We start from the raw sequence: 21,154 nt of genomic DNA on the forward strand, positions 1-21,154 counted from the left end.
TCTATAGAAGCTTCTTAAATTCGAATTAATAATGGCACTTACCGCATTCAAGGCCTCCCATTTGGGCGGCGGTCAGCTTGTCAACGCCGTATTTCTTGGACAGTTCTTCGTGGATCTTCTCGTAGTACTTGTTGCCTTCCATCTTGACTTCTGTCTCGCGGTGGCAGTTGATACACCAGCCCATGGTAAGCGGGGCGAACTGACGTTGGATCTCATAGGTCTGAACCGGTCCGTGACACTTCTGACATTCGATTCCGGCCACCGACACGTGTTGTGAGTGGTTGAAATAGGCGAAGTCAGGAAGGTTGTGGATGCGCACCCATTTCACTGCGTGCGTCTTGCCTGTATATTTCTGTGCCGATTTATCCCAGCCTACCGCGTCGTATAGTTTCGCGATCTCGCCGGTATAGAATTCTTTCGAGTAGTCGTAGATGGAGTCTTTGTCACCTGCAAACTCCGCAATGTTCTTGTGGCAGTTCATACAGATATTCAGGGATGGAATACCGGCATTCTTGCTCACACGCGCTGCAGAGTGGCAGTACTTACAATCGATTGCATTATCACCTGCGTGGATTTTGTGCGAGAAGTGGATGGGCTGCACCGGCATATAGCCTTGGTCAACGCCGATCTGCATCAGGTATCCGTATACGAAATACCCACTTGCCAACAACAGCGCAATGGACGTCACTAACACCAGGAACTGGTTCTTAGCGTAGGCCTTCCAGATTGGCATGGTAACTTCTTTTTCAGGAAGAGTGATGCCATTTGATTTGGCGATGCGCGACAAGGTGCGGTTTACCAACCACAGCATGATGACCAGGATACCCATTACGATGGCCAACGCCACCAGGATGATGCTATTCGAAACGCCATTTGCGTCAGACGAGCCTCCTTTACCTCCACCCGCAGCTGCCGTTGCCGTTTCTACCGGCTTCGGCTCGGAGGTGTAGGCGAGGATATTGTCGATATCCGTAGTTGACAGCTGTGGGAAAGCCGTCATCAGCACCTTATTGTTGTCATTAAACAACTTCACTGCATCGGCGTCGCCAGACGCAATCAGCGCGGAACTGTTATGAATCCACTTATACAACCATTCGCGGTCACGACGCTCGGCCACCCCTCTCAGGGCCGGCCCCGTCATCTTGGCATCAAGTTTGTGACACGCCGCACAGTTGGCATTGAAAAGCGCTTTTCCCGCCTTGGCATCGCCCGCGCCCGCAGCAGGGGCCGCGGCTGCAGCCGCACCATCAGCAGACGGAGCCGCCATTGCAGGCGCCGCCGCAGGAGCTGGTGGTTGCTGGGCCGAAACGGATAAGGAGAAAGTCAGCAGGAAGGCAAGACTGAGGACAGTTCTTGAAATCGAATTAGGGTGACCCTTTTTCATATTATTTTACTGATTATCGACTGGTTTTGGCACGTTTTTTTCCGCATGAGCGTTGAGAAAACGGCAGTTTTTGAAAACTTGCACAAAAATAAGACATCCTCACTATTCCCAAAACCTTAATTATATCTTAAGAAGCAATTTATACCGATTCTAAATTAATTTTTTTGAATTGTTTCCGTACCTTACTTGTACATTTGTTTCACTAACACACTATTATGACTTTTTGCACTCGCTTCGGCTGCCTTACTACCCTTGTAATCGGCGTTTTTTTTAACGCGCGTTTATCCGCGCAGGAGACCGCGTCCGTCACGGTTACGCAAGACCCAAAAATTGAGCAGTTATTAAAGGAAAAAAGGCGTATAAATCCGTCAATTACAGTCAATGACGTCTACAAAATCCAAATTTATAATGGCGAAAGTGAGGCCTCGAAAAAGGTATTGGCCGATTTTCGGAAACAGTCGCACAATCTCGACGGAACCGTGATCTTCAACACCCCCTTTTATAAAGTGTGGGTAGGCAACTTCAAGACGCGGGTGGAAGCGGAACGGAACCTGGCTGAATTGCGTAAAACGTATCCGCAGGCTCTCATCATCCGTCCGAACAAATAATCGTCCTTCTTCGCCTTTGAAGGGTTACAGATCCAATGTATATCCAAAAAAAATCCCGGGCACTTACCCGGGATTTTCTATTGTGATCCTTTCTTACAATTTCTTCTTCACCGCTACCTCCTGGAAGGCTTCGATGATGTCGTATTGCTCGATATTATTGTAGTTCTTGATCTGAATACCGCAATCGTATCCTTTCGACACTTCTTTGACGTCGTCTTTGAAGCGTTTGAGGGTAGCGAGTTCCCCGGTATAGACCACCACGCCTTCGCGGATGATACGGATCTTCGAATTCCGGAAGATCTTGCCATCGGTAACCATACAACCGGCGATTGAACCGACTTTCGAAATCTTGAAGATCTCGCGGATTTCGGCCGTACCGGTCACTTCTTCCTTCATCTCTGGCGACAACATGCCTTCCATCGCATCCTTAAGGTCGTCGATGGCATCGTAGATGATCGAATAGTGACGGATGTCGATTTCTTCCTTATCCGCCAATTGCTTGGCGTTTCCGGCAGGACGCACGTTGAATCCGATGATAATGGCATCGGAGGCCGAAGCAAGCATTACGTCGCTTTCGGTAATTGCCCCTACTCCTTTATGGATGATGTTGATCTGGATTTCGTCGGTCGACAGTTTCGAGAACGAGTCGGAAAGCGCTTCAACCGAGCCGTCCACGTCACCTTTAAGGATGATGTTGAGCTCTTTGAACTGGCCGAGTGCAATACGACGTCCGATTTCCGCCAGCGTAATGTGACGCTGTGTACGTACCGACTGCTCGCGTTGCAACTGCGTACGCTTCGCCGCGATTTGCTTGGCTTCGCGTTCGTCTTCGAATACGGTAAACTTGTCACCTGCCGTAGGCGCACCGTCGAGTCCGAGTACCGATACCGGTGTCGCCGGTCCTGCTTCTTTTACTACGTGTCCGCGTTCGTCGTGCATCGCCCGTATCTTACCATGGTTCTTACCGGCCAGCATGTAATCGCCGACGCGGAGTGTACCATTCTGTACGAGTATCGTCGCCACGTATCCTTTTCCTTTGTCAAGGAAGGCTTCTACGACGGTTCCGGATGCCACACGGTTCGGATTGGCTTTCAAATCGAGGATTTCGGCCTCGAGGAGTACTTTTTCCAACAAGTCTTTCACACCCAATCCGGTCTTGGCCGAAATGTCGTGTGACTGTATTTTTCCACCCCAGTCTTCTACGAGAAGGTTCATACCAGCGAGACGCTCTTTGATCTTCTCTGGATTCGCCGTCGGTTTGTCGACTTTGTTGATCGCAAAGATGATCGGAACGCCGGCCGCCTGCGCGTGGCTGATGGCTTCTTTGGTTTGTGGCATGATATCGTCGTCAGCCGCAATCACGATGATGGCGATATCGGTCACCTGTGCACCCCGCGCCCGCATCGCGGTAAACGCTTCGTGGCCCGGTGTATCGAGGAAGGCGATTTTCTGTCCGTTGTCGAGTGTCACACCATACGCACCGATGTGCTGCGTAATACCTCCTGATTCCCCGGCAATTACATTCTCTTTACGGATGTAGTCGAGAAGCGAGGTCTTACCGTGGTCGACGTGACCCATGACGGTGACGATCGGCGCGCGGTTGACGAGGTCTTCCGGACGGTCTTCTTCGACCAGGATGTTCTCTTCGATATCGGTAGTGATGAACTCGACGTCGAATCCGAATTCGTCGGCTACGATGGTCAGCGTTTCCGCATCCAGACGTTGGTTCATCGTTACCATGATACCCAGCGACATACATGCCCCGATGACTTTGGTAATCGGCACATCCATCATGGTCGCGACTTCCCCAACGGTAACGAACTCCGTCACCTTCAGTGTCTTGCTTCCTTCTTCGATCGAGCGCATTTCGTCTTCCGACTTCTGGCGGTGGGATTCCCGCTTGTCGCGACGGTATTTCGCTGCTTTGGATTTTCCGCCTTTACCCTGGAGTTTTTCGAGGGTTTCGCGGATTTGGTTTTTGACTTCCTCTTCGGTAGGCTCTACTTTAGAGGCTACAGCCGGACGGTTGCCTTTTGCCTGGCCCGGGCGATTATTTCCCCCACGGGCGTTGGCACCGCCTGCTCCCTGGCCTGGCCCGAAGCCTCCTCCGGGTTTAGACGGGATGCGTTTGCGTTTGCCCTTGGCTCCGGCGTCGCCACCAGCAGGCTCTTCTTTTTTCTTTTTGGCGCGGTCGAACTGCGAGAGGTCGATCTTCTGTCCGGTAAATGTGGTTCCGGAGAGTTGCACATACTTCGTTTGGATGGTATCTCCTCCCTCGGCGGCCGGTTTGGCTTCTTCCGGGGCGGCTGCTACAGGCGCAGGGGCGGCGACTGGGGCCACCGGTTCTGCTACCGGAGCGACCGGTTCCGCCACAGGGGCAGCGGCTGGAGGCGTCTCAACGGGAGCCGGCGCTGGTGCCGACGCGGCGGGCTTCTTCGGGTTCAGGTCGATCGTACCGACCTGCTTTGGACCCGACACCACGGCCTTCGCCTTGATGACTTCCTGTTGCTTCTGCCTTTCATCATCCTGACGTTTCTTTTCTTCGAGCTCCTTCTCACGTTCCAGGCGCAGCGCTTCCTTTTCCTTGTTCTTTTCCCGGCTGATCTCAATGGAGGCTTCTTTGTTGCCCCGATCACCCGCGAACTCATTCAGGAGAAGGATGTATTCGCTGTCGGAAACTTTGGCATTCGGATTGGACTCGATCACGATTCCCTTTTCCTTCAGGAAGTCGCGCGCGCGGTCCAGGGAAATGTTCAGTTCCCGTAAGGCTTTGCTTATTCTTATTGTTCTCTCTTCAGACATAAAGTGTTTTTGTATTACCTAAAGTTGTGTTGCGGGGTGGCTTAGTTGCTGAACTCTTCCCGTAGGATACGCATGACCTCGAGGATGGTTTCCTCTTCAAGGTCGGTACGGCGCACCAAATCCGCCACGTCCTGCTTCAATACGCTACGTGCCGTATCGAGGCCGATTTTCGCAAACTCGTCGATGACCCATCCTTCGATTTCGTCGGAGAATTCGCTGAGTTCCACATCGTCTTCCTCTTCCGGCGTTGCGCCTTCGCGGATGACATCCAATTCATACCCGGTCAGCATTCCTGCCAGTTTGATGTTGTGTCCGCCCCTACCGATTGCCTTCGACACTTCGTCGAGTTTGAGGTAGACTTCCGCCCGTTTCGCATCTTCATTGATTTTGATGGACGATACTTTGGCCGGACTCAACGCCCGTGTGATATATAATTGTGTGTTGTTTGTATAGTTGATGACATCGATATTTTCGTTGCCGAGTTCACGGACGATACCGTGGATACGGGAACCTTTCATACCGACGCAGGCGCCGACCGGATCGATACGGTCATCATAGGAATCAACGGCTACCTTCGCTTTCTCTCCCGGAATCCGGACGACATTCTTCACGGTGATCAGTCCGTCGAACACTTCCGGAATTTCCGTTTCAAAGAGTTTCTCGAGGAACTTCTCTGAGGTGCGCGACATGATGATCTGCGGTTTATTGCCTTTCAACTCTACATTTTCGATGATACCGCGTACGTTATCTCCTTTACGGAAGAAGTCGGAGGGTATCTGTTTTTCTTTCGGCAATACGATTTCGTTTCCGTCGTCGTCCACCAAAATTACGACTCTTGGGCGAACGTGGTGTACCTCAGCGGTATAAATTTCACCAATAAGGTCTTTAAACTGCTTGTAGAGGTTCGTATTATCGTGTTCGTGTATCTTCGAGATCAGGTTTTGGCGAAGCGCAAGGATGGCACGGCGTCCGAGGTCGATCAGCTTCACTTCTTCCGATACTTCCTCACCGATTTCAAAATCGGGTTCGATTTTACGGGCTTCACTCAGCGTTATTTCGAGATTTTCGAGGTCGAGGTCGTCATCGGCTACGATGATCCGACGGCGCCAGATTTCCATATCCCCTTTGTCAGGGTTGATGATGATGTCGAAATTCTCATCCGAACCGAATTTCTTCTTCAATGCACTGCGGAAGACCTCTTCCAGGATGGCCATGAGCGTTACGCGATCGATCAACTTGTCGTCCTTGAACTCCGAGAAGGAGTCGATCAATGCCAAATTTTCCATATCAACTCGTAATTAAAACGTTATTATAACTATTGCTTCTTTGATGTCCCCGTATGGGATGTGTTCGATTTTGTGTACGGTTTCTTTTCCTTTTCCCACTTTCTTCGGCTCACGGGCGTCCCACTCGAGGGTGATACGCGTGTCGTCAGCATCGGTAAGGGGTGCTTCGACGATCGAGCCGTCTGTTCGGGTCACCCGTAACGTACGGCCTACGTTCTTTTTGTATTGGCGCACGAGACGCAGGGGCGTTGACACCCCGGCAGAACAGACGTCGAGTGCGAAATCGTGTTCCTCGCGGTCGAGGTTATGCTCTACGGCCCGACTGATATCGATGCAATCCTGCAAGGTCACCCCGTTATCGCCATCCAGCACCACAGTGATGCGGTTGCCATCGGCAACCGTGAGGTCAATAAGGAAAAGCGACGGATGTTCGGCGAGCCCTTTTTCTACCAATTCGGAGACTTTTTCCCTGAATGTCATACTGTATAAAAAGAGGGGAGCCGTGCTCCCCTCATCATTTAAATGCATAAATAATGCCGCAAAGATACGCTTTTTTTTTAAAATCCAAAATGCAGGACGTCAGCCACCACGTAGACAGTTTTTCGTAATTTTAACGTATTGAAAAAACACTTATTCCCTCTAACCACATGAAACGTATTCTTGTACCCACCGATTTCTCTGACCACGCCGAATATGCCCTCAAAGTAGCGGCCCAGATCGCCCGCGAAAACGACAGCGAGATCATGCTTGTCCATATGCTTGAACTACCCCACGAAGCCAGTGATGCGGTAGGTTCTGGAAGTGATATCCCGGAAATCATGTTCTTTAAGAACAAGGCGATCCAAAACCTCGACGACCTGATGGATGCGCCGTATCTTGACGGACTCAACGTATCGGAAGCGGTGCATTTCAGCAAGGCAAGCGAAGGGATCACTGCGCTGGCCAAGAAACACGAAGCCGATTTCATCGTAATGGGATCACATGGTGCGAGTGGGTATAAAGAACTGTTCATCGGATCCAACGCCGAAAAAATCGTACGCACCTCTGAAGTGCCGGTATTGGTCATCAAGAACGAGATTCCGGAATTCCGGGTACACAATATGGTCTTCGCATCTGATTTCTCTGCTGAAATCCGCAAACCGTTCACACAGTTGCTGGCCCTTGCCAAAGGTTTCGGCGCCAAACTGCACCTGGTAATGATCAACACGCCGAACAGCTTCAAGCCGACCCACGTGGCGGAGCGCATCATGACGGAATTCCTCGACGGGTTCGAAGTAGGCGAACACAGCCGTCATATCTATAATGACATCAACGTGGAAAAAGGCATCATCAACTTTGCCAACACGATGAACGCGGACCTTGTCGGAATGTGTACACACGGTCGCACCGGTTTCGCCCATTTCTTCAACGGAAGCATCAGCGAAGACCTGGTCAACCATACGGTACGCCCGGTAGTGACGTTCAAAATCTAAACAACGACTTTCGAGTAAAAGAAAAAGCCTCCCGAACAGGAGGCTTTTTCGTTGGTCCACTAGGACTCGAACCTAGAATGACTGAACCAAAATCAGTAGTGTTACCATTACACCATGGACCAATTGGTTCTTGCGGGTGCAAATGTAATGCAAAAAACACTATTTGCAAATTTTGGAAGATTTTTTTTGGAGGGAAGACGCACTGTCAATGGTGTGGCGGTAAAAGCAGGCGCGCAATTCCCGTCCAACCACGCTTTCAACTTTCGACCTTCGACTTTCCACTCTCCACCCACCCCTGAAAAAAGTGTTAACGGTTGAAGCTATGGACAAAAAAGTAGTTTCTTTGTACCACAATCAAAAACTCGACTTCTTTATGGAGCCATTCAATTTCCGGAAATGGAATACGATCCTGGGCTGGGTTGCGTTCGCTATCGCGCTCATTACCTACTCACTGACCGTTGAACCTACCATGAGTTTCTGGGATTGCGGCGAATACATCGCTACTTCCGCCAAACTGCAGGTAGGCCACCCACCGGGAGCCCCGCTTTTTCAGATACTGGGAGCCTTCTTCGCCACGTTTGCCTTTGGACACAAAGAATACGTAGCGCTGGCTGAGAACATGCTGTCGGTATTTTCGAGCGCCTTTACGATTCTCTTTATGTTCTGGTCACTGACGTTGTTGCTCCGGAAAATCGTAGACGACCTCAACAAGTCCAATTCCATTATGGTGCTGGGCGCTTCGATGATGGCATCGCTTGCCTTTACCTTTTCCGATAGTTTTTGGTTCAGTGCCGTTGAAACGGAAGTGTATGCCATGGCGTCCCTTTTCATTGCGGCGATGTTCTGGATGGGCCTCCGCTGGGAACAGGAAATGTTCACGCCACGTGGCAACCGCTGGTTCTTACTTATCTCTTTTATGATCGGTCTTTCGTTCGGCGTGCACTTTATGGCGTTGCTGACGATTCCGTCAATCGGACTTCTCTATTATTTCAAGCACTATGAAAAGGTAACCGTCAAAGGTTTTATTGTGGCGAATATCATCGTAGTGGCCGTACTGCTCTTCATTTTCAAATTGCTGCTTCCCTGGACGATGGCGCTTTTTGGTGTGACGGAGGTTTTTATGGTGAATACATTCGGACTCCCGTTTGATTCGGGTACGATATTCGTCACTTTATTGCTGATTGCGCTATTCTGGTTCGGACTTCGCTATACCCGCCAAAAAGGGTATGTACAGTTGAACACCATGCTGCTCAGCATCCTCTTTATCCTCGTTGGGTTTTCGTGTTGGATGATGTTGCCGATCCGCGCCAATGCCGATGTGGTCATCAACGAAAACAGGCCGTCGGATGCCCGTGAGGTACTCGCGTATTACAACCGCGAACAATATGGTTCCAACCCTTTGTTTTATGGACCCCAGTTTTCGGATGTATATGCCGGACTCGACAAAGACGAGCCGTATATCGACAAGGCACCGAACTATGAACGGGACTATAAAACCGGAAAATACGTCATCACGAACGACTATAAGAACGCCGAACAGAACGGCGACAACAACCACAAGGCCCTCCTACCGCGGATGTGGAGTACCGAGCACAATGTGAATTACATGCATTTCACGAAGCCGCTGGAATTCCGCGTCAATCCGGAGTATTCGGAAGAATCGGAACTGATGGACATCGTGGCCGAGTTCCGCACCGGTTTCGAGGAAGGAAAGTTCGACCTCAACGACTACGACAAGTTCCTGCGCACCTATGGCGACTACCTGATCATCGAAAAACCGACGGCCGGTGACAACCTGAAGTTCATGTTCGAATACCAATTTGGTTACATGTATTTCCGTTACCTCTTCTGGAATTTCATCGGTCGCCAAAACGACATACAGGGTAAATACGACGACACGGACGGCAACTGGATGACGGGCATCAAAGCCATCGACGAGTGGCATGTGGGATCACAGGAAAAACTTCCGGATGATGTCAAGAATAACAAAGGAAGGAACTTCTATTATGCCATTCCCTTCATCCTGGCGCTTATCGGCATTTACTACCATGCCAAGAAAGACCTGAAAGGCTTCTGGGTGTTGATGCTGTTATTCCTCTTCACCGGACTGGCGCTGAAGGTATACCTAAACGAACGCCCGTTTGAACCGCGGGAACGTGACTACGCGTTGGTAGGATCTTTCTACATCTTCGCGATGTGGATGGCTTACGGAGCCTATGCTCTTTACGATATGTTGAAAGACAAAATCAAGCCTTCCACCGCCGGACCTGTTATCATAGGGGTTACCCTTCTTGCGGCGCCGGTTTTGATGGCGGCCCAAAACTGGGACGACCATGACCGCTCTGGACGCCGTACGGCCGTGGCGATGGCGAAAGCGTACCTGAGTTCTTGTGATAAGGATGCCATTCTCTTTACCATTGGGGACAACGACACCTTCCCGCTTTGGTATGCCCAGGAAATCGAAGGCTTCCGAACCGACGTACGGATCGTCAACACCAGCCTGTTGATGACCGACTGGTATATTGACCAAATGAAACGGAAAGCGTATGAGTCGGAACCGATGCCGATTTCATTTAAACACGAAGACTATGTTGGTGACAAATTGGACTACTCGGCTTATACCGAAAAAAGCAAGAACCGTTGGTACCTGAACGACTTCCTGAAATTCCTGAAGTCGCGGAACCCAGAGGCGTCGCTTAAACTCCGAAATGGCCACACCATCCAGTCGTATCCGACCAATAAAGTGCGGATTCCGATCGATAAAGCCGCCGTGCTGAAAAACGGTATCGTCAGTGGCAAGTATGCCGATTCGATCGTACCGTATATCGACGTTGACATCAAAGGAGGCGCGCTCTATAAAAACCGCCTGATCATGCTTGACATCGTAGCCCAGAACAACTGGAAACGACCGGTATATTTTACGGGTGGCAGTTTTGGCGACGACGATTACCTCTGGATGAAAGATTACCTGCAACTCGACGGTATGGTGTTCAAACTCGTACCGATCCGGACGCCGGTCGACAAAGAAGCCGCGCCGCTTGATATGGGCCAGATCGATTCAGACAAGATGTATGACATCGTCATGAAGTGGGATTGGGGTAATGGCGGCAGTCCGAATATCTACCATGACCCTGAGACGCGTAAAAATTGTATTTCTTACCGCGCCAACCTGTCGCGTCTGGCAGATCAATTGATCAAAGACGGCAAACGGCAGAAAGCGCTTGACGTGCTCAACCTGGGCATGAAAGAAATGCCATTCGAGTATTATGGGTATTATTCCCTGCTTGAAGACTTTGCGAAATACTATTACCGCGCCGGCGATGCCGCAAAGGCACGTGACCTGTTGCACAAGCTGATTGGAAAATACCAACAGAACCTTACATACTATAAAACGCTGAAGTCATCCGACCAAACATTTATGTATTGGGACATCGTGTCGGATATCGAGCGTTACCGCAGCCTGCTCCTTCTTATGAAGCAGGAAGGCGACCTTAAAGAATATGAGGCGGCGAAAGGCATCTTTAACAGCTATAACGAGAAGTTCTCGCGTTTCGATCGCGAAAACGAATAAGCAGTAAAGCGGTCGAAAGGCCGCTTTTTTTAGCATGAAAATCACGTGGGTCAAAACAGGAAAATGGATCCGGAGGCTCTTCCCGGACTTCGTCTGGCATGTGCCGGAAGCGACGCAAGCGGTCTACCTGACCTTTGACGATGGCCCCGTGCCGGAAGTGACGCCCTGGGTACTTGACCTGTTAGCGGCGCATGGCATCAAAGCGACGTTTTTCTGCATTGGCGATAACATCCGGAAACATCCCGACATCTTCCAACGGATACTCGCCGAGGGTCACGCGGTAGGCAACCATACCTTCCACCACCTCAACGGATGGAAGGCGGATACAACGGCTTACATCTCCAATATCGAAGCCTGTGATGCGATCATCGGCACCTTTCTTCCCAACGGAACCCCGCTTTTTCGGCCACCCTACGGCAAGATTACGCGTCTGCAAAAAAAATGGGCCCTACAACAGGGCAAACAGATCATCATGTGGGATATCCTTACCGCTGATTTCGATACGACCATTACGCCGGAGCAATGCTTGCATAACGCCACCCATAAAGTAGAGGGCGGCAGCATCCTGATCTTCCATGACAGTGTTAAGGCCTGGAAAAACCTTGAATATGCACTTCCACCCGCCCTTGATCGGATCAAGGCGAAAGGACTTGGTTTTGCAAAATGGGATTTTTAAAGGTGCTCCTGTACGAGACTGATGATGCTGTTGGCATCGAGTTCGCCTGATTGCCGCCATACCATTTGCCCGCTTTTGTAAATCATCAGCGTAGGCAGGCCTTTGATGCGAAGGGCATCGGCCAGTTCCTGGTTTTTGTCGACGTCAATCTTGATGACTTTGGCTTTGTCTCCCAGCGCAGCCGCCACATCCCGGATTACCGGATGCATCGACACCGACTGTTCGTTCCAATCGGTATAGAAGTCGATTAAGACCGGAACGGGTGCGCTGATAAGCTCTCCAAATTTTGACATACGAAGCGTTTTATGCGTACACTATCTTACAAATGTACTATTTTTAACGGATTACGAAAATCTCTGCCCTTTTTTTAGCTCGATGACCGTAATTTCAGGCCAAATGCCCGTACGCCCCGAATAGGCATGGAAACCGAAACCGCGGTTCACATACACATAACGTCCTGCGTTTTCGTAAAGGCCTGCCCATTGTTTGTACATGTATTGTGCAGGGCTCCATCGTATTACACCCGGAATCTCGATGCCGAACTGCAGTCCGTGGGTGTGTCCCGACAGTGTCAAATGAAAATTCCCTGGATGCTGCTTCACTTCATACTCCCAATGTGAAGGATCGTGTGACATCAATACTTTAAAGTCGTCCTTCTCCAAACCAGCAGACGCTTTCTTGAGGTCGCCCGCCTGCTTGAAGTGTTTGCCCCAGTTTTCGACACCGACGAGTGCGATGCGTTGCCCGTCTTTTTCGATCCAGCGGTGTTCGTTCAGCATCAAATCGAAACCGATACGCCCGTAGAGTTTCTTGATGGCCTCAAAGTTCTCGTCTTTGGCCCGCTGGGACGGCCAGTCGAGATATTCACCATAATCATGGTTCCCGAGTACGGAGAACTTACCGTATTGAAACGACTTGATGTTACGGAAGGTATCGATCCACGGATCCATTTCCGTTGCGAAGGTGTTGACGATATCGCCGGTAAACAGCATCAGGTCGCCTTTTTGTTCGTTTATGAGGTCGATGGCATACTGGATTTTCTCTTTATTGTCGAAACTCCCGCTGTGGACATCGGAAATCTGTACGATCCGGAAACCGTCAAAGGCATCCGGCAGGTCGGGAAAGAAGACCGGTTGGGTGATGACACGGAAATTGTACTTCCCAAAGAAAATACCATGGAGGAGGCCCGCAAACGGAAGCGCGGCCAGGGCAAGAGCGATCTGTCCGACGAACTTCCGACGACCGGGCAGGGGCACCGGTTCACCCGCCGTACGACGGAAATGCCCGACGAGCCAAAGGAACTCGCGCACCACATCCTGGCCCAGCATGATCGATGCAATAACCATTTTTGGGATGTAGACCAACAACAGTACACTCAATGCGATCAGGCTCTTACGGGTTTGTCCGACGGCCCGGTCAAACGACAGGATGGACCCCACGACATACAATAACACAACCGCCGTAATAATCCAATACGCGATACGCGCCTGACGGCTTACTAAAATTGCCGAAAAACCTACATAGGAATAATACTCGACCAGCACGATCACAAACAGCACGACCTGTAGCGGGTAGAGTACGTAACGGGAAAGTTCTTTATCGGGAAAGGCCCTGAAAAGGAATAATTCGGCTACCAGAACCAGCAGCGCCAAGAGTAACCAACGGAACATCCAAATGATTTTGAGCAAAGTAACGAAATAGTTGAACGCACTTGAAAAAGCATTGTCAAATATTTAACGTGCCGGATGCCGTTCGCGAAACTTCCGTATTTTTACCTTCTTTACTTTACCGCCATGACGCCACAGAAACGCCTGTTCCTTCTCGATGCTTATGCCCTTATTTTCCGCGGCTATTACGCCCTGATCAAGAACCCGCGGGTCAATTCGAAAGGAATGGATACCTCGGCCATTTTCGGCTTTATGAATTCGTTGCTCGACCTGATCAAACGGGAAAAACCCGATCATTTGGCGGTGGCGTTCGACAAAGAAGGCAGCACCGTGCGAACGGAAATGTACAGCGCCTATAAAGCCCATCGCGACGAAACGCCGGAAGCCATCCGGATTGCCGTTCCGTATATCCAGGAAATCCTGAAAGCGATGCACATCCCCATCATCGAATTAGCGGGCTGTGAGGCCGACGACCTGATCGGCACGATCGCCAAGCAGGCTGAAGCGCAGAACTACCAGGTCTTTATGGTGACGCCCGATAAAGACTACGCGCAGTTGGTAAGTGAGAACATCTTCATGTACCGCCCGGCGCGCCTTGGCAACGGCATCGAAATCTGGGGCATTCCGGAAGTGCAGGAACGCTTTGGGGTGGAGACGCCGATGCAGGTGGTCGATTTCCTTGGGATGATGGGTGATGCCGTTGACAATATTCCCGGTCTGCCCGGTGTGGGTGAAGTCACTGCCAAGAAGCTATTGCAGGAATTCGGCTCGATGGAAAACCTTCTGGCGAACACCGATAAGCTGAAGGGAAAGATGAAGGAGCGGATCGAGGAAAACAAAGCCCTTGGCATCCTGTCGAAACAACTGGCGACCATCATCTGTGACTGTGACGTGACGTTCAATGAAACCGATTACGAACTGTCGAAACCGGATGCAGCCAAAGTGGAAGCGCTTTTCCAGGACCTGGAATTCCGTCGCATGGCCGAGCAGTTCAACGCGTTGTTCTTCTCGCCTAAAACGGGCTATGATACTACAGACACACAAGGACTTGCGCCGACCAAAACCATCACGCGATCGGACCAATTCGATTTGTTTTCGGTGGAAGGGGAAGAAGGCGAGCGCATTTCCTCGCATTATAAAACGCTGGCCGACACCGACCATTTGTATCAATCTGTGACCGGTAATCTTGGTATTTCGCTATTGCTTACCGACCTGTTGAAGCAACCGTCGGTCAGTTTCGATACGGAAACCACGGGCATCGATCCGCTGACGGCCGAACTGGTGGGACTCTCGTTCTCCTGGGAAAAAGGCAAAGGGTTTTACGTGCCGGTGCCGGCAGACCGAACCGAAACCCAGGCCATCGTCGACAAATTCAAACCCTTCTTTGAAGCGGAGCATATTGAAAAAGTGGGCCAGAACGTCAAATACGACCTGAAGGTATTGTCGAATTACGGGGTAACGGTAAAAGGCCCGTTATTCGATACGATGATCGCCCATTACCTTATCAATCCGGATATGCGCCATAACATGGACGTGCTTTCCGAAACCTATCTGGGTTACTCGCCCCAATCGATCGAAGAATTGATCGGGAAGAAAGGCAAAGGGCAGAAAACCATGCGCGACGTGCCACTCGACGCGGTAAAAGAATACGCGGCCGAAGATGCCGACGTGACATTGCAATTAAAAGAACAGTTCGCGCCCATCCTGACCCAAACGGGCACAATAAACCTATTCGAGACAATCGAAATTCCGTTGGTATCCGTGTTGGCGGATATGGAAATGGAAGGCGTCAACCTCGATGTAGGCTTCCTGCAATCGCTATCAAAGGAACTCGACCAGGAAATCCGCGCACTCGAAATGAAAATCTACGAGACGGCCGGTGAAAAGTTTAACCTGAGTTCGCCCAAACAATTGGGTGACATCCTCTTCGAAAAAATGAAGATCGGGGAAGGCAAACAGAAAAAAACCAAGACGGGGCAATATGCCACCGGTGAGGAGGTCCTCTCCTATCTTGCCCTAAGCAATCCGTTCGTGCAGGACATCCTCGACTGGCGCCAGATGGTCAAGCTCAAAAGCACCTATGTCGACGCGTTGCCGTTGCAGGTAAGCAGCCGAACCGGGCGCGTGCACACCGACTACATGCAGGCCGTGGCGGCTACGGGCCGTCTTAGTTCGAATAACCCGAACCTGCAGAACATCCCGATTCGCACCGAACGCGGACGGCAGATCCGGAAAGCGTTTATTCCCCGGGACGAGCACCATACGCTGCTTTCCGCCGACTACTCGCAGATCGAACTTCGCATCATTGCCGCATTGTCGGGTGAAGAAAAACATGATCCGGTCGTTCCAGAATGGCGAGGACATCCACCGTTCTACCGCGGCGAAGGTCTTTAACGTGCCGGCTGAGGAAGTAACGCGGGAACAACGTGGTAATGCGAAGACCGTCAACTTCGGTATTATATATGGTGTATCCGCGTTCGGGCTCAGCAACCAAACGTCGTTGTCGCGAAGTGAAAGTGCCGACCTGATTGCCGCCTACTACAAAACCTATCCGCGACTGCGCGACTACATGAACGACCAGGTGGCCTTCGCACGGGAAAACGGCTATGTACAGACCATCTCCGGACGGCGCCGCTACCTGAAAGACATCAATTCGGCGAATGCCGTGGTGCGGGGGGCAGCGGAACGAAATGCGGTGAACGCCCCCATACAGGGAAGTGCAGCGGATATCATCAAGATCGCGATGATCAACATCCACAAACGGCTTACGTCAGAAAACTGGAAGAGCAAGATGTTGCTGCAGGTGCATGACGAATTGGTGTTTGACGTCTACAACGACGAGCTTGAGAAGATACAGCCGATGATCCGCCATGAAATGGAAAATGCCTGGCAATTGGCCGTGCCGCTGGAAGTCGACATGGGTATGGGCCGCGACTGGCTGGAAGCACATTAAAATAAAGAAGGGCGATCTGAGAAGACCGCCCTTTGTTTTTTATCCTTTACAGGAAGAGTTACTCGACGATGAGTTTCTTCCATGCGTTCTCGCCCGCGTTTACCAATTCGAGCAGGTAAATACCTGATGACAGTCCGTCGACGCGCACCTCAGTAGCTTCCAACGCCTTTACTTCAACCGTTTTCACGAAGGCTCCTGTTTGCGAGTAGACATTAATCCGCTCAAGTGCCGTCTTCGTTTTCACCGCGAACCAACTTTGTGATGGGTTTGGATAGACAACGGATGCCGCCAAGGACAGGTCTTCAACACCGAGTGTAGTAAAATTCTGGTTTAGGGCTTCTCCACGGTTGGTACTGCCGTGATTGGACAAGCTATAACTGGCTGAACTTGAACGCGCCCAGGCCATGTCAATATTGGCCGCACTGAACGTAAAGGTAAAATCGTTCGCATCACCAGTTGAAAAAGCGCGTGTTGCTACGATGGTTCGTTGTCCATTTGCAGGTGAATTGTTTGTATTCGATACGACCGTCCAGTTGTTGGTGCCATCATTTGAAGGCGTATTTCCCTGCCCGTTTTGTTTGGCGTCAACGAGTGTTACGTTGTTCCAGTATACCAAATCGGTTCCATTCGCCATTCCGTTCGTAAAAGAGCCTAATGCGAGGGCAAACCAGCGGTCATTGGGGCCTGAAAGAGTGAGTGTGGCGGTCGACGTGTCGTTGTCGAGGTCCAGCTTTGCTTTTACATTGGCTGAAAGATTCACGGTTCCGGTCGTCTTCACTTGTGCGAAGGCGAAGACCGGCGCCAATATAAAAAGCCAAAAAGTAGTTTTTCTCATGTGTATTTGTTTTTGATGTTACTTCAATAAATTAATGGTGGCTTCATCGCCTGAAAAGACCGCATACTCAAAAGCCGTTTTACCCTGTGCATCTTTGGCGGTTTTGTCGGCACCTTTCGCCAACAACGGCTTTATCAGCGACGCGCTGCGAAACATAGCCGCATACATCAACGCCGTCATACCTTTATCGTCTTTCAGGTTTGGGTCGGCTTTGTGATCGAGCAAATATACCGCCATTTCTGTATTTCCTTTGACAATGGCCGCCATCAGGGCTGTTCCCATACCGGAACTGGCATTGACATCCGCGCCGTTATCGACCAGGAACTTCGCCACCTCGTTATTCGATCGGTAGACCGCCAGAATGAGGGGCGTGAATCCGCTTTCGTTACGCTGGTTGGCCGCCGTCGACTCCTGGGCCAGGATGCGCTGCATATCCGCTTTGGTGCCGGTACGGGCTACGGAAAAGACATCCTGTGCAGACACCGATCCGAAGCAGGTGCAAAGCATGAGTGTGACGATAAACGAGAGGTATTTTTGTGTCATATATATAGGTTACGATGCGACAGGCTATAACTTCCGTCGTTCCCATTGGTGGTGAGATGCTATTTTCCGCCGTCGGTTGCGCGAAAAAAGGCCAACTAGCTGACTTTTTTTGTCGAGTCGCGCTGGCGCAGTTCGGTTTTGACCACTTTCGTCTGCGATGGCAGATGTTCCTCCTTGCTTTCCAACCGGTTGATCAACAGTTCGGCAGCGGCAGCACCGATTTCGGGTCCGTGCTGGCTTACTGTACTGAGACTTGGTGTCATACGGCGCGACCATACACCGTCGGCAAAACCAATCGCCTGTAAATCGTCAGGGATCCGGATGCCTTTCTTGATCGCGATTTTGAGTGCCATGGTCGAGGCGTGCTCGTCGAGGCCGAATACGCCGTCAATGGTTTGGGTATCGAAAAGGTGCTGGGCGCGGGTGTTGAAATCGTCTTCCGATTCGCAAAGCACTACCAGATTCTCATCGACTTCGATGCCGTGCGCCTGCAGGGCCTGGCGGTAGCCTTTGGCGCGGAGTTTCCCAACGCTCAGGTTGTCGATGGCTGAAAAAAGGCCGATACGACGACATCCTGTCTTTATAAGGTGTTCTACGGCATAGACGGCCGAGTCAAAATCATCAACGATGACCTTGTCGCAATCGACCTGTTCGGCAATACGGTCGAACATCACGATGGGCGTACCGTCGTTGATGACGTCTATGAAATGCTGGAATTCATTTTGCTTCTGTGCTTCTTCCGAAACTGAAAGAATGAAACCGTCGGCCGTGCCGTTGCTCAGCATGTCGAGCGCGTGCAGTTCCTTTTCAAGCGATTCGTTCGAAATACACGTAATGAGATTATAGCCTTTCTCATCCGCCTTCATCTCAATGCCTTTGAAGACCTTGGCGAAAAACGGGTTGAGGATGTTCGGGATGATGACCCCGATGGTTTTGGTCTTGCGGTTCTTAAGGTTAAGACCGATGACATTGGGTTTGTAGTTCTTCAGTTTCGCGAATTCCTGGATCCGGATCTTGGTGGGTTCACTGATCTCCGGGCTGTCGTTCAGCGCCTTGGACACGGTAGATACCGACACGTGCAATTCCTTGGCAATCTGCTTGAGCGTGGCTTTCGATTTCATGGGTGGCGTCTTTAAGAATCAAACAAATATAGGTAATTGTGTAGGATTAAATCCGGCGGCGTAAATCAAACGCTACAAAATTTAAACGAAAACGGTAAAGAATCGGGCAAAACGAAACCAACGGCGTACCCTTACGAATAGATAACGGCATCTGAATGGTTTTGGTTATGGGAAGAGACGGAATGTATTTTCACGAAAACCGGTGTTCGGAAGACCCTTTGGGAAGGCTGATTTCCAACGGAAAAGAATTTTTGGACGCCATTTGTATTTATAGATATTAATCGTACTTTTGCAACCCCTTTTATTGGGGATGGAATGTTTAATTTAAATAAAGTATTGTGAACACACTAAGTTACAAGACGATTTCAGCCAACAAGGCCACAGTCACCAAGGAGTGGGTTGTGGTAGACGCTGAAGGTCATAACTTGGGGCGTCTCGCGTCGAAGGTGGCGATGATCCTTCGTGGCAAGAACAAACCGAGCTATACCCCTCACGTCGACTGTGGTGATAACGTGATCGTGATCAACGCAGAAAAAATTAACCTTACAGGCAACAAGCTGGAAGACAAGACGTATGTACGTCACACCGGCTATCCTGGAGGACAACGTGTCCTTTCCGCCAAAGTAGTACAGCAGAAAAACCCTGCTATGCTGGTAGAGAAGGCCGTAAAAGGAATGCTCCCGAAGAACAAACTCGGCGCTGAGCTTTTCCGCAACCTGAATGTAGTAGTAGGTCCTGAGCACAAACACGGTGCACAGAAGCCTAGAACCGTTAACCTTAACGACCTGAAGTAATGGCAGTAATCCACAAAATCGGAAGAAGAAAAACAGCTGTTGCCCGTGTATATGTTTCTGAGGGATCAGGAAAAATCACGATCAACAAGAAAGAATTCGCTACCTATTTCCCTACGGCTACGCTTCAGTATAAAGTGATGCAGCCGTTGGCAATGACCGACAATGCCGCAAACTTCGATGTGAAGGTAAACGTGTACGGCGGTGGCACCAACGGGCAGGCGGAAGCCATCCGTATGGCGATCTCCCGCGCGATGTGCGAAGTAGGTGAAGGCAACAGGGCGATCCTGAAACCGGAAGGCCTCCTGACACGCGACCCACGTATGGTAGAGCGTAAGAAATTCGGACAGAAGAAAGCACGTAAGAGATTCCAGTTCTCTAAACGTTAATCGTTTTGTCCCACTGATTACAGAATCGAATTAAAAACCAAAAAAGTGTTGTTACCCGGATGAAACCGGGGTTAGTTTAGCATCTAAATGAATCGAGATTACCCGTTAATTGAGAGGTTCATTGCTAGTTATACAACAGAACGTAAACTATTACAAAAATGGCAAATAAAGTAGACGTTAAAGAACTACTCGAGGCAGGTGTCCACTTCGGCCACATGACCCGCAAATGGGACCCGAACATGGCTCCCTATATCTATATGGAGCGTAACGGCATCCATATCATCAACCTTTACAAAACGGCTGCCAAAATCGAGGAGGCCAACGAAGCCCTGAAGAAAATCGCCGCTTCCGGTCGCAAAGTACTCTTCGTAGCAACCAAAAAACAGGCTAAGGACATCGTAGCGGAGAAAGCCGCCGCGGCCAACATGCCGTACATTACGGAAAGATGGCCAGGTGGTATGTTGACGAACTTCGTCACCATCCGTAAAGCGGTTAAGAAAATGACGTCTATCGACAAGATGAAGAAAGACGGCACGTTCAACACCCTGTCTAAAAAAGAAAAATTGCAGATTGACCGTCTGCGTGCGAAGCTCGAGAAAAACCTCGGCTCGATCGCTGACATGTCAAGGCTCCCAGCTGCCCTTTTTGTCGTTGACATCAAGGCAGAGCACATCGCGGTGAAAGAAGCGCAAAAATTAAACATTCCAGTTTTCGCAATGGTAGACACGAACTCTGACCCACGTGAGGTCGACTACGTGATCCCTGCCAACGATGACGCTTCAAAATCGATCGAAAAAGTGCTTTCACTGGTGACGGCTGCGATCATCGACGGACTCAACAACCGTACGTCTGATAAAGAAGCTGACGAAACCGATGAAGCAGAAGCTATGGAAGTAGCGGCTGCCCCGGTAGCGGAAGCACCTGCTGTTGAAGCGGAAGTAGCCGAACAAGCGGCTCCTGAGGCTGACGCACAGACAGAAGAAGCATAACAAAAATTTAAAGATTGAAGGATTGAAAGATCTAAAAATTCGCTTCTATTTGCGGGTTGTCTTTCAA

16 protein-coding genes, 1 tRNA gene and 1 pseudogene are annotated in these 21,154 nt (G+C 50.4%); 8 read left to right on the top strand and 10 right to left on the bottom strand.

The window, feature by feature from the left end; translation table 11 throughout:
- Nucleotides 1–25 precede the first annotated feature (25 nt).
- Complete coding sequence (locus MKO97_RS01205) at nucleotides 26–1,384, bottom strand: c-type cytochrome (RefSeq protein ID WP_241104255.1); 1,359 nt, start codon at nucleotides 1,382–1,384, stop codon at nucleotides 26–28.
- A gap of 215 nt (nucleotides 1,385–1,599) precedes the next feature.
- Here MKO97_RS01205 and MKO97_RS01210 point away from each other — a divergent pair, with 215 nt between their 5' ends.
- The gene (locus MKO97_RS01210) at nucleotides 1,600–1,992 is read left to right on the top strand and encodes an SPOR domain-containing protein (protein ID WP_241104256.1); all 393 of its coding nucleotides are present in this window, start codon (nucleotides 1,600–1,602) and stop codon (nucleotides 1,990–1,992) included.
- Between the two features lie 93 nt (nucleotides 1,993–2,085).
- Here the strand turns inward: MKO97_RS01210 and infB are convergent, their stop codons facing one another.
- From infB to rimP, 3 genes are read right to left on the bottom strand one after another with little or no spacing between them, the layout of a single operon-like run.
- On the bottom strand, nucleotides 2,086–4,794 hold the full coding sequence (gene infB / locus MKO97_RS01215) for a translation initiation factor IF-2 (protein WP_241104257.1): 2,709 nt from the start codon (nucleotides 4,792–4,794) through the stop codon (nucleotides 2,086–2,088).
- A 41-nt stretch (nucleotides 4,795–4,835) separates the two neighbouring features.
- Complete coding sequence (gene nusA, locus MKO97_RS01220) at nucleotides 4,836–6,080, bottom strand: transcription termination factor NusA (protein WP_241104258.1); 1,245 nt, start codon at nucleotides 6,078–6,080, stop codon at nucleotides 4,836–4,838.
- A 12-nt stretch (nucleotides 6,081–6,092) separates the two neighbouring features.
- On the bottom strand, nucleotides 6,093–6,560 hold the full coding sequence (rimP, locus tag MKO97_RS01225; protein ID WP_241104259.1) for a ribosome assembly cofactor RimP: 468 nt from the start codon (nucleotides 6,558–6,560) through the stop codon (nucleotides 6,093–6,095).
- 167 nt (nucleotides 6,561–6,727) lie between these two features.
- Between rimP and MKO97_RS01230 the strand changes: the two genes are divergently transcribed.
- Nucleotides 6,728–7,552, top strand: a complete 825-nt coding sequence (locus MKO97_RS01230) for a universal stress protein (RefSeq protein ID WP_241104260.1) — start codon at nucleotides 6,728–6,730, stop codon at nucleotides 7,550–7,552.
- Nucleotides 7,553–7,603: 51 nt separating this feature from the next.
- On the opposite strand, the gene MKO97_RS01235 is transcribed toward MKO97_RS01230, so the two are convergent.
- Nucleotides 7,604–7,674: transfer RNA gene (locus tag MKO97_RS01235), tRNA-Gln, on the bottom strand.
- Between the two features lie 251 nt (nucleotides 7,675–7,925).
- On the opposite strand from MKO97_RS01235, the gene MKO97_RS01240 reads away from it, so the two are divergent.
- Together MKO97_RS01240 and MKO97_RS01245 are read left to right on the top strand one after the other, a co-directional pair.
- The gene (locus MKO97_RS01240) at nucleotides 7,926–11,123 is read left to right on the top strand and encodes a DUF2723 domain-containing protein (RefSeq protein WP_241105481.1); all 3,198 of its coding nucleotides are present in this window, start codon (nucleotides 7,926–7,928) and stop codon (nucleotides 11,121–11,123) included.
- A gap of 34 nt (nucleotides 11,124–11,157) precedes the next feature.
- Complete coding sequence (locus tag MKO97_RS01245) at nucleotides 11,158–11,799, top strand: polysaccharide deacetylase family protein (protein WP_241104261.1); 642 nt, start codon at nucleotides 11,158–11,160, stop codon at nucleotides 11,797–11,799.
- Here the strand turns inward: MKO97_RS01245 and MKO97_RS01250 are convergent.
- Nucleotides 11,796–12,092, bottom strand: coding sequence for a co-chaperone YbbN (locus MKO97_RS01250; RefSeq protein ID WP_241104262.1), 297 nt, complete (start codon nucleotides 12,090–12,092; stop codon nucleotides 11,796–11,798). The two genes, MKO97_RS01245 and MKO97_RS01250, sit on opposite strands and share 4 nt — an antisense overlap.
- A 51-nt stretch (nucleotides 12,093–12,143) precedes the next feature.
- Nucleotides 12,144–13,469, bottom strand: coding sequence for a metallophosphoesterase (locus MKO97_RS01255; protein ID WP_241104263.1), 1,326 nt, complete (start codon nucleotides 13,467–13,469; stop codon nucleotides 12,144–12,146).
- A 123-nt stretch (nucleotides 13,470–13,592) separates the two neighbouring features.
- Here MKO97_RS01255 and polA point away from each other — a divergent pair.
- Nucleotides 13,593–16,419: pseudogene (polA, locus tag MKO97_RS01260) on the top strand (DNA polymerase I).
- 58 nt (nucleotides 16,420–16,477) lie between these two features.
- On the opposite strand, the gene MKO97_RS01265 reads toward polA, so the two are convergent.
- The 3 genes from MKO97_RS01265 to MKO97_RS01275 all read right to left on the bottom strand — a co-directional run bounded on the left by MKO97_RS01265 (nucleotide 16,478) and on the right by MKO97_RS01275 (nucleotide 18,918).
- Nucleotides 16,478–17,254 carry a T9SS type A sorting domain-containing protein gene (locus MKO97_RS01265; RefSeq protein WP_241104264.1) on the bottom strand — a complete coding sequence of 259 codons (777 nt, stop codon included), beginning with the start codon at nucleotides 17,252–17,254 and terminating at the stop codon, nucleotides 16,478–16,480.
- 18 nt (nucleotides 17,255–17,272) lie between these two features.
- Nucleotides 17,273–17,797, bottom strand: a complete 525-nt coding sequence (locus MKO97_RS01270) for an ankyrin repeat domain-containing protein (RefSeq protein WP_241104265.1) — start codon at nucleotides 17,795–17,797, stop codon at nucleotides 17,273–17,275.
- Between the two features lie 95 nt (nucleotides 17,798–17,892).
- Nucleotides 17,893–18,918, bottom strand: coding sequence for a LacI family DNA-binding transcriptional regulator (locus MKO97_RS01275; protein WP_241104266.1), 1,026 nt, complete (start codon nucleotides 18,916–18,918; stop codon nucleotides 17,893–17,895).
- Between the two features lie 338 nt (nucleotides 18,919–19,256).
- On the opposite strand from MKO97_RS01275, the gene rplM reads away from it, so the two are divergent.
- From rplM to rpsB, 3 genes are all read left to right on the top strand, one after another.
- Nucleotides 19,257–19,712: a 50S ribosomal protein L13 gene (rplM, locus tag MKO97_RS01280; RefSeq protein ID WP_241104267.1), complete on the top strand. Its 456-nt coding sequence runs from the start codon at nucleotides 19,257–19,259 to the stop codon at nucleotides 19,710–19,712.
- Nucleotides 19,712–20,098 carry a 30S ribosomal protein S9 gene (gene rpsI, locus MKO97_RS01285; protein WP_241104268.1) on the top strand — a complete coding sequence of 129 codons (387 nt, stop codon included), beginning with the start codon at nucleotides 19,712–19,714 and terminating at the stop codon, nucleotides 20,096–20,098. The genes rplM and rpsI overlap by 1 nt, the downstream gene beginning before the upstream one ends.
- A 158-nt stretch (nucleotides 20,099–20,256) precedes the next feature.
- The gene (gene rpsB / locus MKO97_RS01290; RefSeq protein ID WP_241104269.1) at nucleotides 20,257–21,087 is read left to right on the top strand and encodes a 30S ribosomal protein S2; all 831 of its coding nucleotides are present in this window, start codon (nucleotides 20,257–20,259) and stop codon (nucleotides 21,085–21,087) included.
- The last annotated feature ends 67 nt before the right edge of the window (nucleotides 21,088–21,154 follow it).

Origin of the sequence: Flavobacterium sp. HJ-32-4 (genome assembly GCF_022532105.1) — a bacterium.
GTDB lineage: Bacteria > Bacteroidota > Bacteroidia > Flavobacteriales > Flavobacteriaceae > Flavobacterium.

What these genes read in the sequence shown, in the direction of transcription:
- rimP (WP_241104259.1), bottom strand. Translation starts at nt 6,560, where the DNA reads ATGACATTCAGGGAAAAAGTCTCCGAATTGGTAGAAAAAGGGCTCGCC.
- MKO97_RS01275 (WP_241104266.1), bottom strand. Translation starts at nt 18,918, where the DNA reads ATGAAATCGAAAGCCACGCTCAAGCAGATTGCCAAGGAATTGCACGTG.
- rpsB (WP_241104269.1), top strand. Translation starts at nt 20,257, where the DNA reads ATGGCAAATAAAGTAGACGTTAAAGAACTACTCGAGGCAGGTGTCCAC.
- infB (WP_241104257.1), bottom strand. Translation starts at nt 4,794, where the DNA reads ATGTCTGAAGAGAGAACAATAAGAATAAGCAAAGCCTTACGGGAACTG.
- MKO97_RS01240 (WP_241105481.1), top strand. Translation starts at nt 7,926, where the DNA reads ATGGAGCCATTCAATTTCCGGAAATGGAATACGATCCTGGGCTGGGTT.
- MKO97_RS01210 (WP_241104256.1), top strand. Translation starts at nt 1,600, where the DNA reads ATGACTTTTTGCACTCGCTTCGGCTGCCTTACTACCCTTGTAATCGGC.
- MKO97_RS01205 (WP_241104255.1), bottom strand. Translation starts at nt 1,384, where the DNA reads ATGAAAAAGGGTCACCCTAATTCGATTTCAAGAACTGTCCTCAGTCTT.
- MKO97_RS01265 (WP_241104264.1), bottom strand. Translation starts at nt 17,254, where the DNA reads ATGAGAAAAACTACTTTTTGGCTTTTTATATTGGCGCCGGTCTTCGCC.
- MKO97_RS01270 (WP_241104265.1), bottom strand. Translation starts at nt 17,797, where the DNA reads ATGACACAAAAATACCTCTCGTTTATCGTCACACTCATGCTTTGCACC.
- MKO97_RS01255 (WP_241104263.1), bottom strand. Translation starts at nt 13,469, where the DNA reads ATGTTCCGTTGGTTACTCTTGGCGCTGCTGGTTCTGGTAGCCGAATTA.
- MKO97_RS01230 (WP_241104260.1), top strand. Translation starts at nt 6,728, where the DNA reads ATGAAACGTATTCTTGTACCCACCGATTTCTCTGACCACGCCGAATAT.
- nusA (WP_241104258.1), bottom strand. Translation starts at nt 6,080, where the DNA reads ATGGAAAATTTGGCATTGATCGACTCCTTCTCGGAGTTCAAGGACGAC.
- MKO97_RS01250 (WP_241104262.1), bottom strand. Translation starts at nt 12,092, where the DNA reads ATGTCAAAATTTGGAGAGCTTATCAGCGCACCCGTTCCGGTCTTAATC.
- MKO97_RS01245 (WP_241104261.1), top strand. Translation starts at nt 11,158, where the DNA reads ATGAAAATCACGTGGGTCAAAACAGGAAAATGGATCCGGAGGCTCTTC.
- rpsI (WP_241104268.1), top strand. Translation starts at nt 19,712, where the DNA reads ATGGCAGTAATCCACAAAATCGGAAGAAGAAAAACAGCTGTTGCCCGT.